The following is a 12,857-nucleotide window of genomic DNA, read 5'->3' on the forward strand; positions in this document are numbered from 1 at the left end:
CCGGTGACTTTTCACGCCAGATTCGCTATCTTGTTTAGTATACAAAACACAATTGCCACGCGTTTTGCTATGTCAGGCAAATGAAAGGCAATATTGTTAAGCCCGTAAAACGAGAAGCCATAATGAGTGTGATGTTTGATCCTGAAGCCGCAATCTATCCGTTTCCGCCAAAGCCTGTCCCGTTGAGCCAGGACGAAAAGCAATTTTACCGCGAGAAGATCAAACGTCTTCTTAAAGCGCGCGATGCGGTAATGGTGGCCCATTACTACACCGACCCGGAAATCCAGCAGCTGGCGGAAGAGACCGGCGGCTGCATTTCTGACTCACTGGAGATGGCGCGCTTCGGTGCACGACATCCCGCTTCCACGCTGCTGGTTGCCGGCGTGCGTTTTATGGGCGAGACGGCAAAGATTCTGAGCCCGGAAAAAACCATTCTGATGCCCACGCTTAACGCGGAGTGTTCCCTGGATCTCGGCTGTCCGATTGACGAATTCACGGCCTTCTGTGACGCTCACCCTGACCGGACCGTGGTGGTCTACGCTAACACCTCAGCGGCGGTAAAAGCGCGGGCTGACTGGGTGGTCACGTCGAGCATCGCCGTCGAGCTGATTGAACATCTGGACAGCCTGGGGGAAAAAATTATCTGGGCGCCTGATCGTCATCTCGGCAATTATGTTCAGAAGCAGACGGGGGCTGACGTTCTTTGCTGGCAGGGTGCCTGCATTGTGCATGATGAATTTAAAACTCAGGCGCTGGCGCGCATGAAGGCGCTTTATCCTGACGCCGCCATTCTTGTTCACCCCGAGTCACCGCAGTCAATTGTCGACATGGCGGATGCCGTGGGCTCAACCAGCCAGCTTATCAACGCGGCCAGGACGTTACCTCACAAGCAGCTCATTGTCGCGACCGATCGCGGTATCTTCTATAAGATGCAGCAGGCCGTGCCGGAGAAAGAGCTTCTTGAAGCACCAACGGCGGGCGAGGGCGCAACGTGCCGCAGCTGCGCGCATTGTCCCTGGATGGCGATGAACGGCCTGAAAGCAATTGCCGAAGGGTTAGAAACCGGTGGTGCGGCGCATGAAATCCATGTGGATGCCGCCCTGCGTGAAGGCGCGTTAATTCCGCTTAACCGCATGCTGGATTTTGCGGCTACACTACGTACTTAATTCAACTCGCCCCGGGGAAAAGATGGATTTTTTTAGCACACATAACATTCTGGTTCATATACCGATTGGTGCAGGTGGCTATGACCTGTCATGGATTGAGGCCGTAGGTACGCTGGCGGGCTTATTGTGTATCTGGCTGGCAAGCCTGGAGAAGATCAGTAACTACGCGTTCGGGCTGATTAACGTCACGCTGTTTGCGATTATCTTCTTCCAGATCCAGTTGTACGCCAGCCTGCTTTTGCAGCTGTTCTTCTTTGCCGCCAATATTTACGGCTGGTATGCCTGGTCGCGTCAGAACAGCCAGCAGGAGGCCGAGCTGCAGATCCGCTGGCTGCCCCTGCCGAAAGCCATCGCCTGGTTCGTCGCCTGCGTGGTGGCCATTGGCTTAATGACCGTTTACATCAACCCGGTGTTTGCCTTCCTGACCCGCGTTGCTGTTTCGGTCATGTCCGGCATCGGCCTGAACGTAACGATGCCAGAACTCCAGCCGGATGCTTTCCCGTTCTGGGATTCCTGCATGATGGTGCTGTCGATTGCGGCAATGATTCTGATGACCCGTAAATACGTTGAGAACTGGCTGCTGTGGGTCATCATCAACGTGATCAGCGTGGCGATCTTCGCCCTGCAGGGCGTCTATGCCATGTCGCTGGAATATCTGCTGCTGACCTTCATCGCGCTGAACGGCAGCCGAATGTGGATTAACAGCGCGCGTGAGCGAGGCTCTCGCGCGCTTTCCAGCTAGTGGTCATGATGATGTGAATGACCGGACTGCGCCTCGTTAAGATGGCAGTCCGGTCCGCTACAGGGCTGATACTCCATCTGAACGGTAGCGTGGCTAATGTCGTAGTGGTGCTCCAGGAAGTGCTGAATGCGATCGAGCAGCGCATCGTGGTCGTGAGGTGGGATCACCTGGACATGTAGCGTCATGACCGGTTTCTCTCCCACCAGCCAGACGTGCACGTGATGGACATTACGGACTTCCGGGACGGTGCGGCGCAGGTTACGCTTCAGCTCATCAATGTCCATGGATGCTGGCGCCCCTTCAAGCAGTTCGTTCACGCTCTCCTTCAGCAGCCGCCAGGCGCTACGCAAGACCAGACACGACACCAGTACGGACAGAATCGGATCGACAGGCGTCCAGCCGGTATAGAGGATCACCAGCGCGGCGACAATCGCCCCGACTGAACCGAGCAAATCCCCCAGCACATGCAGTGCCGCCGCGCGCACGTTGAGGTTCTTTTCCCCGCTCCCGCGGTGCAGGATCCAGAAGGCCAGAATATTCGCCAGCAACCCTGCCACGGCAATGACCATCATTGTCGCCCCGGCGATCGGCTGTGGATGCCGAAAGCGCTGTATGGCTTCCCAGACGATAAGCACAGTAATGACAACCAGCGCAATGGCGTTAACAAACGCGGCCAGGGTGGTCAGCCTCAGCCAGCCGAAGGTGTGGCGCGCATTCGGTGGGCGGCGCGCAAACTGCACGGCCAGCAGGGCGAAGAGCAGGGCGGCGGCATCGGTCAGCATATGTCCGGCATCGGCCAAAAGCGCCAGAGAGCCGGAAACCAGGCCGCCAATGACCTCGATAATCATAAACGTTGCCGTGACGCCAAAGGCCAGCATCAGTCGTTTAGCGTTGTCGTTGCCGGGTGCATGCGAGTGGGAATGGGAGTGCGCCATGTCTGCTTTCCTGAAGTGTTATTGTTTTTAGTGTAGCGTTTTTAATAGGTTACTCCAAAAAGAAAGGAGAGCCTGGGCTCTCCTTTTTCTGACGGTGCATACAAATTACTGGGTGGTACCATCCGTTTTGGTATTGGCGTCGTCACCTACTTTGTCGTTAGGGTCCGGGCATTTGCCGTCCTTACACATGGAGTTCTTGTGGACCTCGTCTGAACTCATATTGTCATGGTTCATGGTGCCGGAACCGCTACCGTCTGGATGCAGCATGGTGCCGCCCGTGTTGGTATTGCCGGTATTGATCTGGCCGTTGTCGACGTTATTCGGGGCAATATTCTGTTTTGCATCAGGCGCAGGCTGACCTGCCGCCGCAGCCGCATTCGCGTCACCGTTGCTGTCTGAGGTGCCCGTTTCGGCGGCCAGGACGCTGCCGCTTGCCAGGGTAAGGGTGGCGGTCAGGAAGAGGGTTGCCAGTTTTGTCATTTTCATCATGGTGCTCCTGTTCTTGTCGTTACGCTGGATAACATTCTCCAACAGTGCATCTTTTTTGAGGCGAAAGATTCCGCCTTACGGACTTACGTCAGTAGGGAATCGCGTTTAAGCGTTTAAAATTGGTTGTTACAGTTAAAAAGCTTAGGTTAGATCTCATTTTTCGCTATTTTGTGGCGATTTTTAGGCGAATTCCAGGAATTATCTGCGTGAAGTGTAAAACCGTGTTTACACTTCCTGGTCGACAAGATAGATTGAAAGGATTGCTTTCATTACTAAAGATATGGCAGAGCTGGAACGAAGATGAATTATCAGAACGACGATTTACGCATTAAAGAGATCAATGAGTTATTACCTCCTGTAGCACTCCTTGAGAAATTCCCCGCCACTGAAAATGCCGCAAACACGGTTTCTCATGCTCGTAAAGCGATCCATAAGATCCTGAAAGGTAATGACGATCGTCTTCTGGTGGTGATTGGCCCGTGCTCGATTCACGATCCTGCTGCCGCGAAAGAATACGCTGCCCGTTTGCTCACCCTGCGTGAAGAGCTGAAGGACGAGCTGGAAATCGTCATGCGTGTCTACTTTGAAAAACCGCGCACCACCGTGGGCTGGAAAGGGCTGATTAACGATCCGCATATGGATAACAGCTTCCAGATCAACGACGGTCTGCGCATTGCGCGCAAGCTGTTGCTGGAGATCAACGACAGCGGCCTGCCTGCGGCCGGTGAATTCCTGGATATGATTACGCCGCAGTACCTGGCAGACCTGATGAGCTGGGGGGCAATTGGTGCCCGCACTACTGAATCTCAGGTTCACCGCGAGCTGGCGTCCGGTCTCTCTTGTCCGGTGGGCTTCAAAAACGGCACTGACGGCACCATTAAGGTGGCTATCGACGCCATCAACGCAGCGGGCGCACCGCACTGCTTCCTGTCCGTGACCAAGTGGGGTCACTCTGCCATCGTTAACACCAGCGGTAACGGTGACTGCCATATCATTCTGCGCGGCGGCAAAGAGCCGAACTACAGCGCAAAACATGTGGCCGAAGTCAAAGTCGGGCTGGAAAAAGCCGGGCTGCCACCGCAGGTGATGATCGATTTCAGCCACGCCAACTCCAGCAAGCAGTTTAAAAAGCAGATGGAAGTGGGCGCAGATGTCTGTCAGCAGATTGCCGGCGGTGAGAAGGCGGTAATTGGGGTGATGATCGAAAGTCATCTGGTTGAAGGTAACCAGAACCTGGAAGGCAGCGAGCCGCTGGTGTACGGCAAGAGCGTGACCGATGCCTGTATCGGCTGGGACGATACCGACGCCATCCTGCGCCAGCTGGCTAACGCAGTGAAAGCGCGTCGCGGTTAATTCTGACGGCTCAAATAAAAAAGCGCGGATGGTTCCGCGCTTTTTTTATGGTCAGCGAAATTACTTCGCTTTACCCTGGTTCGCAACGGCCGCCGCTTTCGCTGCGATTTCGTCCGCGTTACCCAGGTAGTAGTGTTTGATTGGCTTGAAGTTTTCGTCGAACTCATACACCAGCGGTACGCCAGTTGGGATGTTCAGTTCGAGAATTTCGTCTTCACCCATGTTGTCCAGGTATTTCACCAGCGCACGCAGGGAGTTACCGTGAGCCGCGATAATCACGCGCTCGCCGCTTTTCAGGCGTGGCAGAATGGTTTCGTTCCAGTAAGGCACAACGCGGTCGATGGTCAGCGCCAGGCTCTCGGTGGTTGGCAGCTCAGCGTCGGTCAGTTTCGCGTAACGCGGGTCGTGGCCCGGGTAGCGCTCGTCATCTTTGGTCAGCTCTGGTGGGGTGACCGCGAAGCCGCGACGCCACTGTTTAACCTGCTCGTCACCGTATTTCTCAGCGGTTTCCGCTTTGTTCAGGCCCTGCAGCGCACCGTAGTGACGCTCGTTCAGTTTCCAGGATTTCTCAACCGGCAGCCAGGCCTGGTCCAGTTCGTCCAGCACGTTCCACAGGGTGTGGATGGCACGTTTCAGCACAGAGGTGTAAGCAAAATCAAAGCTGAAGCCTTCTTCCTTCAGCAGTTTACCTGCTGCTTTTGCTTCGCTTACGCCTTTCTCGGACAGATCAACGTCGTACCAACCGGTAAAGCGGTTTTCGTTGTTCCACTGGCTTTCGCCGTGACGCACCAGAACCAGCTTAGTAATAGCCATCTCTTACTCCTCAAGCATTTTTAGAATGATAACAATTCTCATTATATTGCCGTGGCCGTGCCAGCAGCAACGCTTAACCCTAACCATAGCGAAAATAGTCTCTGAGTGTAAGATGCTTGTGAATCCAGGGTTATGATTTTGTCTGCGATCGGCGCTATTTTCAGCAAGGCGCGCAGAAAAAAGCCCTCCAGAGGGAGGGCTGAATATTAATGTGGAATAAAATGATATTCCGTCACGCTAACATACTCTTCACCCGGACGGAGCACGCAGTCTGGCTGCGGCCATTCCGGATGATTCGGGCTGTCCGGCAGGAACTCGCTCTCCAGCGCCAGGCCTTGCCAGTCGCTGTACTCTTCGTGTTCGCGCGCCGTTGTGCCGCCGAGATAGTTACCTGAGTAAAACTGCAGGGCAGGGGCAGTGGTATAAACCGTCATCTGCAGCTTCTCATCCGCAGACCAGACCTGTGCGGCAGGTTGTTTCACATCACCTTTGGCCTGCAGCAGGAACGCGTGGTCGTAGCCTTTCACCTTGCGCTGATCGTCATCGCTCAGGAAATCCTGGGCGATCGTTTTCGCGCGGCGGAAATCAAAGCTGGTCCCGCTCACGTCTTTGAGCCCCTGATACGGAATGCCCATTTCGTCAACCGGCAGATACGCATCCGCCAGGATCTGCAGCTTGTGCTCACGCACGTCGCACTGGTTGCCGTCCAGATTAAAGTACGCGTGATTGGTCAGGTTGACCGGACACGGCTTGTCGACCGTCGCACGGTATTCAATGGCGATACGGTTGTCGTCGGTCAGCGTAAAGCGCGCGGAGGCGATAAGGTTACCCGGGAAGCCCTGATCGCCATCCTGCGAATCCAGCGAGAACAGCACTTCGCCGTCGTTTTGCCTAACAATTTTCCAGCGGCGTTTATCAAAGCCTTCCGGGCCGCCGTGCAGCTGGTTTTCACCCTGGCTTGGAAGCAGGGTGTACTGTACGCCGTCGAGCTCAAAGCGGCTCTTCGCGATGCGGTTAGCATAGCGTCCTACGGATGCGCCCAGATAGGCGGACTGATTAACATACTGCTCGGGCGATGCGCAGCCGAGCAGGGTTTCGCGCACGCTGCCGTCCGGCATCGGTACGCGGGCTGAAAGCAGGGTTGCACCCCAGTCCATAAGCGTAACCACCATCCCCGCGCGGTTGCGCAGGGTTAACAGGCGATACGGCAGACCATCCGGTGCGAGGGTAGGTGTTTCGTTTAGCACTGTCCGGCTCCTTGTGATGCTTTGCAAACATAGAAGGTTTCTTTGATACCTGTTTTCGCTTCGTACTGCTTCGCCACGGCGTCCTGTACGGCAGGGACCAGCTCTTCCGGGACCAGCGCAACGATGCAGCCGCCAAAACCGCCGCCCGTCATGCGTACGCCGCCTTTGTCGCCAATGACCGCTTTGACAATCTCCACCAGGGTGTCGATTTGCGGAACGGTGATCTCAAAATCATCGCGCATGGAGGCGTGAGATTCCGCCATCAGCTCACCCATGCGTTTCAGGTCACCTTTCGCCAGCGCGGAGGCGGCTTCGACGGTACGGGCATTTTCCGTCAGCACGTGACGAACGCGTTTGGCGACAACCGGATCCAGCTCGTGCGCCACTTTGTTGAATTCATTGAGCGTCACGTCGCGCAGGGCGGGCTGCTGGAAGAAGCGGGCGCCGGTTTCGCACTGCTCGCGGCGGGTGTTGTACTCGCTGCCCACCAGCGTGCGCTTAAAGTTGCTGTTGACGATCACGACAGCCGCGCCTTTTGGCAGGGGAACGGCTTTGGTGCCAAGCGAGCGGCAGTCGATCAGCAGCGCGTGTTCTTTTTTGCCCAGTGCGGAGATCAGCTGGTCCATGATGCCGCAGTTGCAGCCCACGAACTGGTTTTCCGCTTCCTGACCATTCAGAGCGATTTGTGCGCCATCCAGCGGTAAATGATAGAGCTGCTGGAACACGGTGCCCACGGCGACCTCCAGAGACGCAGAGGAGCTTAAGCCCGCCCCCTGCGGCACGTTGCCGCTGATGACCAAATCGGCGCCGCCGAAGTTTTTATTACGCTTCTGCAGATGCTTCACCACACCGCGCACGTAGTTAGACCACTGCTGGCTGTCGTGCGTCACAATCGGGGCATCGAGGGAAAACGCGTCCGTCTCATTCCCGTAATCCGCCGCAATCACGCGAACCTGACGGTCGTCGCGCTTCGCGCAGCTGATGACCGTCTGGTAATCGATGGCGCACGGCAGCACAAAACCGTCGTTATAGTCGGTGTGTTCACCGATCAGGTTAACGCGGCCAGGTGCCTGAATTACGTGGGTGGCAGGGTAGCCAAATTTCTCAGCAAACAGGGATTGTGTTTTATCTTTCAGACTCATTTTTTAAACTCCTGATTCGCGATAGTGGACGTCGCTAACGGCACGCAGACGTTCTGCCGCCTGTTCCGCCGTCAGATCACGCTGGGTTTCCGCCAGCATTTCGTAGCCCACCATAAATTTACGTACCGTCGCAGAGCGCAGCAGCGGCGGATAGAAATGGGCATGCAGCTGCCAGTGCGGATTCTCTTCCCCGTTAAACGGTGCGCCGTGCCAGCCCATGGAGTACGGGAAGGAGCACTGGAACAGGTTGTCATAACGGCTGGTCAGTTTTTTCAGCGCGAGGGCAAGGTCATCGCGCTGCGCGTCGCTGAGTTCGGTGATGCGCTGCACGTGTGCTTTCGGCAGCAGCAGCGTCTCAAACGGCCAGGCGGCCCAGTAAGGGACGACGGCCAGCCAGTGTTCGGTTTCCACCACGGTACGGCTGCCGTCTGCCTGCTCACGCTGCGCGTAATCCACCAGCATCGGCGAGCCGTTTTCCGCGTAATACGCTTTTTGCAGACGGTCTTCACGCTCGGCTTCGTTAGGCAGGAAGCTGTTCGCCCAGACCTGGCCATGCGGATGCGGGTTGGAGCAGCCCATTGCCGCACCTTTATTTTCAAACACCTGCACCCATGGGTAAGTTTGACCCAGCTCGGCAGTTTGCGCCTGCCAGGTGCTGACCACCTCTTTCAGAGCCTCAACGCTCAGCTCCGGCAGCGTTTTGCTGTGATCGGGAGAGAAGCAGATCACGCGGCTGGTACCGCGCGCGCTTTCACAGCGCATCAGCGGATCGTGGCTTTCCGGCGCGTCCGGCGTGTCGGTCATCAGGGCGGCAAAATCGTTGGTAAACACGAAGGTGCCTTTGTAGTCCGGGTTTTTATCCCCGGTCACGCGCGTGTTGCCCGGACAGAGGAAGCAGTCCGGGTCGTGCTGCGGCAAGGTCTGTTTTGCAGGCGTCTCCTGCGCCCCCTGCCAGGGGCGCTTGGCGCGATGCGGAGAAACTAAAATCCATTGCCCGCTTAACGGGTTAAAGCGACGATGCGGATGATCGACGGGATTAAATTGCGTCATGACGGATCCTTAGTCTGGATAGCCTTGCGGGTGGCGTGACTGCCAGTGCCAGGTATCCTGTGCCATTTCATCAAGCGTGCGCGTAACACGCCAGTTAAGCTCTTTGTCGGCTTTGGTGGCGTCGGCCCAGTAAGCAGGCAGATCGCCATCACGACGCGGTGCGAAGTGGTAGTTCACCGGCTTGCCGCAGGCTTTGCTGAAGGCATTGACCACGTCCAGCACGCTGCTGCCGACCCCGGCGCCGAGGTTGTAAATATGCACGCCAGGTTTATCCGCCAGCTGCTGCATGGCGGCAACGTGGCCGTCTGCCAGATCCATCACGTGGATATAGTCGCGCACGCCAGTGCCATCTTCGGTGGGGTAGTCATTGCCAAAAATCGCCAGCGAATCGCGGCGACCGACGGCAACCTGCGCGATATACGGCATCAGGTTGTTCGGAGTTCCCTGCGGATCTTCACCCATATCGCCAGACGGATGGGCACCGACCGGATTGAAGTAGCGCAGCAGCGCGATGCTCCACTCCGGCTGGGCTTTTTGCAGGTCGGTCAGGATCTGCTCCACCATCAGCTTGCTTTTGCCGTACGGGCTCTGCGGCGTCCCGGTCGGGAAGCTTTCAACGTAAGGAATTTTGGGCTGATCGCCGTAGACGGTGGCGGAAGAGCTAAAGATGAAGTTTTTGACGTTGGCCGCACGCATGGCGGAGATGAGACGCAGGGTACCGTTGACGTTGTTGTCGTAATACTCGAGCGGTTTTGCAACGGACTCCCCGACGGCTTTCAGACCCGCGAAGTGGATCACCGCTTCAATAGCGTGGTCGTGAAGGATCTCGGTCATCAACGCTTCGTTGCGGATGTCGCCTTCCACGAAAGTCGGTTGTTTACCGCCAAGACGTTCAATCACAGGCAGCACGCTGCGCTTACTGTTGCACAGGTTGTCGAGAATGATGACGTCATGGCCGTTTTGCAGCAGCTGCACGCAGGTATGACTACCGATGTAACCGCTACCACCTGTTACCAGAACTCGCATATTTCGCTCCATTGGGCTTATGGTATGTAATAACCATAGCATAACAGAGACGCAAAAAGTGTGACATGGGATAAAATAGTGGAATCGTTTACACTGTTTTTAAAATTCGATTTTCAGCTGCCATGAGGCATTGTAGATCAACGGGATAGCAATGTATTAGTGCAGGTTATCTGAAAAACGGAGGGCGGTGCCCTCCGGGGGTCAATCGATTTTGCTTTGCAGATAACGATAGTGCTCACCATCCGGAACAAACTCCAGGCGATGCGTGATGCAGGAGGGGGCATCTTCGGCATGATGTGAAACAAACAGCAGCTGCGTTTCACCTTCGCTAATCAGCACGTCCACAAAGCGGCGGATAAGCTGTCGGTTCAACGGGTCGAGTCCCTGCAGCGGTTCGTCGAGGATCAGCAGCGTAGGGTGTTTCACCAGCGCGCGAACGATCAGTGCCAGACGCTGTTGCCCCCACGACAGGCTATGGAACGGCGCGTCAGCGACCCGGTTGTCCATGCCCAGGATATCCAGCCACTGCTGGGCCAGCTTGTGCTGTTTGTCCGACACCGCCTGATAAATACCGATGGAATCAAAATAGCCGGAGAGGATCACGTTGCGTACCGTGGTACTGACCCGGTAATCCAGATGCAGGCTGCTGCTTACATAGCCGATATGTTTTTTAATATCCCAGATGGTTTCGCCGCTGCCGCGACGCCGACCGAACAGCGTCAGATCGTTGCTATAGCCCTGCGGGTGATCGCCGGTGATCAGGCTCAGCAGCGTGGATTTCCCCGCGCCGTTGGGGCCGACAATCTGCCAGTGCTCGCCCGGATTGACCGTCCAGCTGAGGCGGTTAAGGATCGGGCGATCGTCATAAGCGACCATCCCGTCACGCAGCACGATGCGCGGCTGGTGGGGGTCAAGCGCATGGCGGGCCGAAGGGGCGTCAGGTTCCGGAAGGGTAATACCATCGAGCTGTTCGCTGTGGGCGAGCTGGGCAATCAGCGCCTGCTTAAGCAGCGCGGTTTTTTCGCCGGTCTCTGTCAGGTTACAGTCGGCCAGGACGCCCGCGTGCTGGATAAAGTCCGGAATTTCATCGAAGCGGTTAAGCACCAGCACGAGGGTATATCCCTGCTGATTAAGCGATGCCAGCAGGGACGCCAGCTGCGCCCGGGACTGCACGTCAAGACCGTCAAACGGTTCGTCCAGAATAAGCAGTTCAGGTTGGCTCATCAGCGCCTGACAAAGCAGCGTTTTTCGCGTCTCGCCGGTCGAAAGGTATTTAAAGCGCCGGTCCAGCAGAGGGGTGATACCGAACTGTTCTGCCAGGCGCTCACAGCGGGTGGGGTCTTTCACCTCATCCTGTATAATTTCTGCGGTCGTACGGCCGGTATCCTCTTCGCCAGGGCTGAGCAAATCGGTGTTGTTGCGCTGCCACTCGTCGCTGACCAGCTTTTGCAGTTGTTCAAACGACAGGCGCGTCAGGCGCGTAAAGTCGCTCTGGTATTCGCCCTTGAGGAGGTTGAGCTCTCCCGCCAGCGCACGGGCCAGCGCAGATTTACCGCTGCCGTTGGTGCCGACAAACGCCCAGCTTTCACCCGCGCGTAGTGTCAAATCAGCAATCGTCAGCGTTCGGGTATCGCTAAGACGAAACGTGCCTTGCGAAATATGCAATGATGACATGATTTATCCCTGTTTTTGCAGCAATAGATATCAGGGATACGCACTGTCGGTACGATTGTCAATGCGCTCAGCACAAAGTGGCGATAATCACCCGGTCCGCGTTGAAATACGCGGTGACGACAGCACCTTCTTCTAAGTCGTCCGACTCGCTGAGCGGTAGGGTCGCGCAAAGCGGTTGCCCGTCTGCCAGGGTCATGAGCACTTCGCACTGCGCCTGGCCGCGTTCGATGTGGCTGATTGTTCCCTGCACCTGGTTATCTGCTGCCTTTGCCGCGTCGGGATCGCGCGTAATAGTGACCCACGGCGCTTTCAGCAGCACCAGCACCTCTTTACCTTCATCCAGTTCAAGACGTTCCGCGCTTTGCGCCGTTATGGCGGCTTTTAGCCGGGTGGTGCCATCGGCAAGCAGGATCTCAATATGCTGCTGTATCTGCAGATTATCGCGCGCCGTCACCGTTCCAAACCACTGGTTGCGGGCGCTGGTTTGTAGCGAGAAGCGGGAAATGGCGGCCAGCAGACTGTCCAGCGGCACGTTATCGTCATCGCTTAACACATCGAACGCTTTTTGCTGAATCTGGGCCAGCAGATCGTAAAGCTGAATAAGGCGCTGGCCATAACGCGTCACGATCGCACCGCCGCCACCTTTGCCGCCCGTGGCTCTGTCCACCAGCGGCTGTTCGCTCAGGGTGTTCATTTCGTTGATGGCGTCCCAGGCGCTTTTATAGCTGATGCCCGCGTTTTTCGCCCCCTGGCTAATCGAGCCTGTTTGTTCTATTTGTTTAAGCAGGGCGATACGTCGCGGATCGGCGAAAAGCTTTTGCTGAAGTCGGAGTGTGAGGAGAATTTCGGCCTGCATAACAGTGTCCTGGCAAAAAGGGTATTGTGACCCAAATGGTGCAGGGCGCAAAGGGTACCGCACAAAAGGGGATGTTTTTCTCAGTTGAAAGGGTAGAATACGCTATTCACAATATCTGGAGAAAACCATGTTAGAGTTGTTGAAAAGTCTGGTATTCGCCGTGATCATGGTACCAGTAGTGATGGCCATCATCCTCGGTGCCATCTACGGCCTGGGTGAAGTGTTCAACGTCTTTTCGAACATTGGTCACAGAGACCAGGCTAAAAAGCAGCATTGATTCCCCCCAAAACGCCCGGCTTGCCCGGGCGTTTTGCTCTCAAGATTTTCCCGTTTTCGCCGATAATATTTAACGTATCACACCGGT

General features: G+C 56.1%; 13 protein-coding genes. 4 read left to right on the plus strand and 9 right to left on the minus strand.

Annotated features, from left to right (window positions below):
- Positions 1–122 precede the first annotated feature (122 nt).
- Together nadA and pnuC are read left to right on the plus strand one after the other, a co-directional pair.
- Complete coding sequence (nadA, locus tag ABFV38_RS06440; RefSeq protein WP_104949096.1) at positions 123–1,166, plus strand: quinolinate synthase NadA; 1,044 nt, start codon at positions 123–125, stop codon at positions 1,164–1,166.
- Between the two features lie 22 nt (positions 1,167–1,188).
- Positions 1,189–1,908: a nicotinamide riboside transporter PnuC gene (gene pnuC, locus ABFV38_RS06445; RefSeq protein ID WP_048026975.1), complete on the plus strand. Its 720-nt coding sequence runs from the start codon at positions 1,189–1,191 to the stop codon at positions 1,906–1,908.
- On the opposite strand, the gene zitB is transcribed toward pnuC, so the two are convergent.
- Positions 1,905–2,843, minus strand: coding sequence for a CDF family zinc transporter ZitB (gene zitB, locus ABFV38_RS06450; protein ID WP_048026976.1), 939 nt, complete (start codon positions 2,841–2,843; stop codon positions 1,905–1,907). The genes pnuC and zitB overlap by 4 nt on opposite strands.
- A gap of 105 nt (positions 2,844–2,948) precedes the next feature.
- A complete protein-coding gene (locus ABFV38_RS06455) occupies positions 2,949–3,329 on the minus strand; it encodes a YbgS-like family protein (protein ID WP_235404795.1) in 381 nt (126 codons plus the stop codon).
- Between the two features lie 303 nt (positions 3,330–3,632).
- Between ABFV38_RS06455 and aroG the strand changes: the two genes are divergently transcribed.
- A complete protein-coding gene (gene aroG / locus ABFV38_RS06460; protein ID WP_008501110.1) occupies positions 3,633–4,685 on the plus strand; it encodes a 3-deoxy-7-phosphoheptulonate synthase AroG in 1,053 nt (350 codons plus the stop codon).
- Positions 4,686–4,745: 60 nt separating this feature from the next.
- On the opposite strand, the gene gpmA is transcribed toward aroG, so the two are convergent.
- The 7 genes from gpmA to modE form a co-directional block, all read right to left on the minus strand.
- Positions 4,746–5,498: a 2,3-diphosphoglycerate-dependent phosphoglycerate mutase gene (gpmA, locus tag ABFV38_RS06465; RefSeq protein ID WP_008501111.1), complete on the minus strand. Its 753-nt coding sequence runs from the start codon at positions 5,496–5,498 to the stop codon at positions 4,746–4,748.
- Positions 5,499–5,704: 206 nt separating this feature from the next.
- Positions 5,705–6,745, minus strand: a complete 1,041-nt coding sequence (gene galM / locus ABFV38_RS06470; protein ID WP_048026977.1) for a galactose-1-epimerase — start codon at positions 6,743–6,745, stop codon at positions 5,705–5,707.
- A complete protein-coding gene (gene galK / locus ABFV38_RS06475) occupies positions 6,739–7,887 on the minus strand; it encodes a galactokinase (protein WP_126325477.1) in 1,149 nt (382 codons plus the stop codon). Before galK ends, galM begins: the two co-directional genes overlap by 7 nt.
- Before the next feature lie 3 nt (positions 7,888–7,890).
- The gene (gene galT / locus ABFV38_RS06480; protein WP_196345999.1) at positions 7,891–8,937 is read right to left on the minus strand and encodes a galactose-1-phosphate uridylyltransferase; all 1,047 of its coding nucleotides are present in this window, start codon (positions 8,935–8,937) and stop codon (positions 7,891–7,893) included.
- A gap of 9 nt (positions 8,938–8,946) precedes the next feature.
- Complete coding sequence (gene galE / locus ABFV38_RS06485; protein WP_235404792.1) at positions 8,947–9,963, minus strand: UDP-glucose 4-epimerase GalE; 1,017 nt, start codon at positions 9,961–9,963, stop codon at positions 8,947–8,949.
- A 201-nt stretch (positions 9,964–10,164) separates the two neighbouring features.
- On the minus strand, positions 10,165–11,637 hold the full coding sequence (modF, locus tag ABFV38_RS06490) for a molybdate ABC transporter ATP-binding protein ModF (protein ID WP_048222099.1): 1,473 nt from the start codon (positions 11,635–11,637) through the stop codon (positions 10,165–10,167).
- A gap of 67 nt (positions 11,638–11,704) precedes the next feature.
- Positions 11,705–12,493 carry a molybdenum-dependent transcriptional regulator gene (gene modE / locus ABFV38_RS06495; RefSeq protein WP_348958858.1) on the minus strand — a complete coding sequence of 263 codons (789 nt, stop codon included), beginning with the start codon at positions 12,491–12,493 and terminating at the stop codon, positions 11,705–11,707.
- Between the two features lie 127 nt (positions 12,494–12,620).
- On the opposite strand from modE, the gene ABFV38_RS06500 reads away from it, so the two are divergent.
- The gene (locus ABFV38_RS06500; RefSeq protein WP_008501118.1) at positions 12,621–12,770 is read left to right on the plus strand and encodes an AcrZ family multidrug efflux pump-associated protein; all 150 of its coding nucleotides are present in this window, start codon (positions 12,621–12,623) and stop codon (positions 12,768–12,770) included.
- Positions 12,771–12,857 lie beyond the last annotated feature (87 nt).

The sequence above is a fragment of the Enterobacter cloacae complex sp. Mu1197 genome, from assembly GCF_040059225.1.
GTDB lineage: Bacteria > Pseudomonadota > Gammaproteobacteria > Enterobacterales > Enterobacteriaceae > Enterobacter > Enterobacter quasiroggenkampii.

Excerpts from the sequence above, each read along its gene's own strand:
- nadA (WP_104949096.1), top strand. The coding sequence starts at position 123 with ATGAGTGTGATGTTTGATCCTGAAGCCGCAATCTATCCGTTTCCGCCA.
- pnuC (WP_048026975.1), top strand. The coding sequence starts at position 1,189 with ATGGATTTTTTTAGCACACATAACATTCTGGTTCATATACCGATTGGT.
- zitB (WP_048026976.1), bottom strand. The coding sequence starts at position 2,843 with ATGGCGCACTCCCATTCCCACTCGCATGCACCCGGCAACGACAACGCT.
- ABFV38_RS06455 (WP_235404795.1), bottom strand. The coding sequence starts at position 3,329 with ATGAAAATGACAAAACTGGCAACCCTCTTCCTGACCGCCACCCTTACC.
- aroG (WP_008501110.1), top strand. The coding sequence starts at position 3,633 with ATGAATTATCAGAACGACGATTTACGCATTAAAGAGATCAATGAGTTA.
- gpmA (WP_008501111.1), bottom strand. The coding sequence starts at position 5,498 with ATGGCTATTACTAAGCTGGTTCTGGTGCGTCACGGCGAAAGCCAGTGG.
- galK (WP_126325477.1), bottom strand. The coding sequence starts at position 7,887 with ATGAGTCTGAAAGATAAAACACAATCCCTGTTTGCTGAGAAATTTGGC.
- galT (WP_196345999.1), bottom strand. The coding sequence starts at position 8,937 with ATGACGCAATTTAATCCCGTCGATCATCCGCATCGTCGCTTTAACCCG.
- galE (WP_235404792.1), bottom strand. The coding sequence starts at position 9,963 with ATGCGAGTTCTGGTAACAGGTGGTAGCGGTTACATCGGTAGTCATACC.
- modF (WP_048222099.1), bottom strand. The coding sequence starts at position 11,637 with ATGTCATCATTGCATATTTCGCAAGGCACGTTTCGTCTTAGCGATACC.
- modE (WP_348958858.1), bottom strand. The coding sequence starts at position 12,493 with ATGCAGGCCGAAATTCTCCTCACACTCCGACTTCAGCAAAAGCTTTTC.
- ABFV38_RS06500 (WP_008501118.1), top strand. The coding sequence starts at position 12,621 with ATGTTAGAGTTGTTGAAAAGTCTGGTATTCGCCGTGATCATGGTACCA.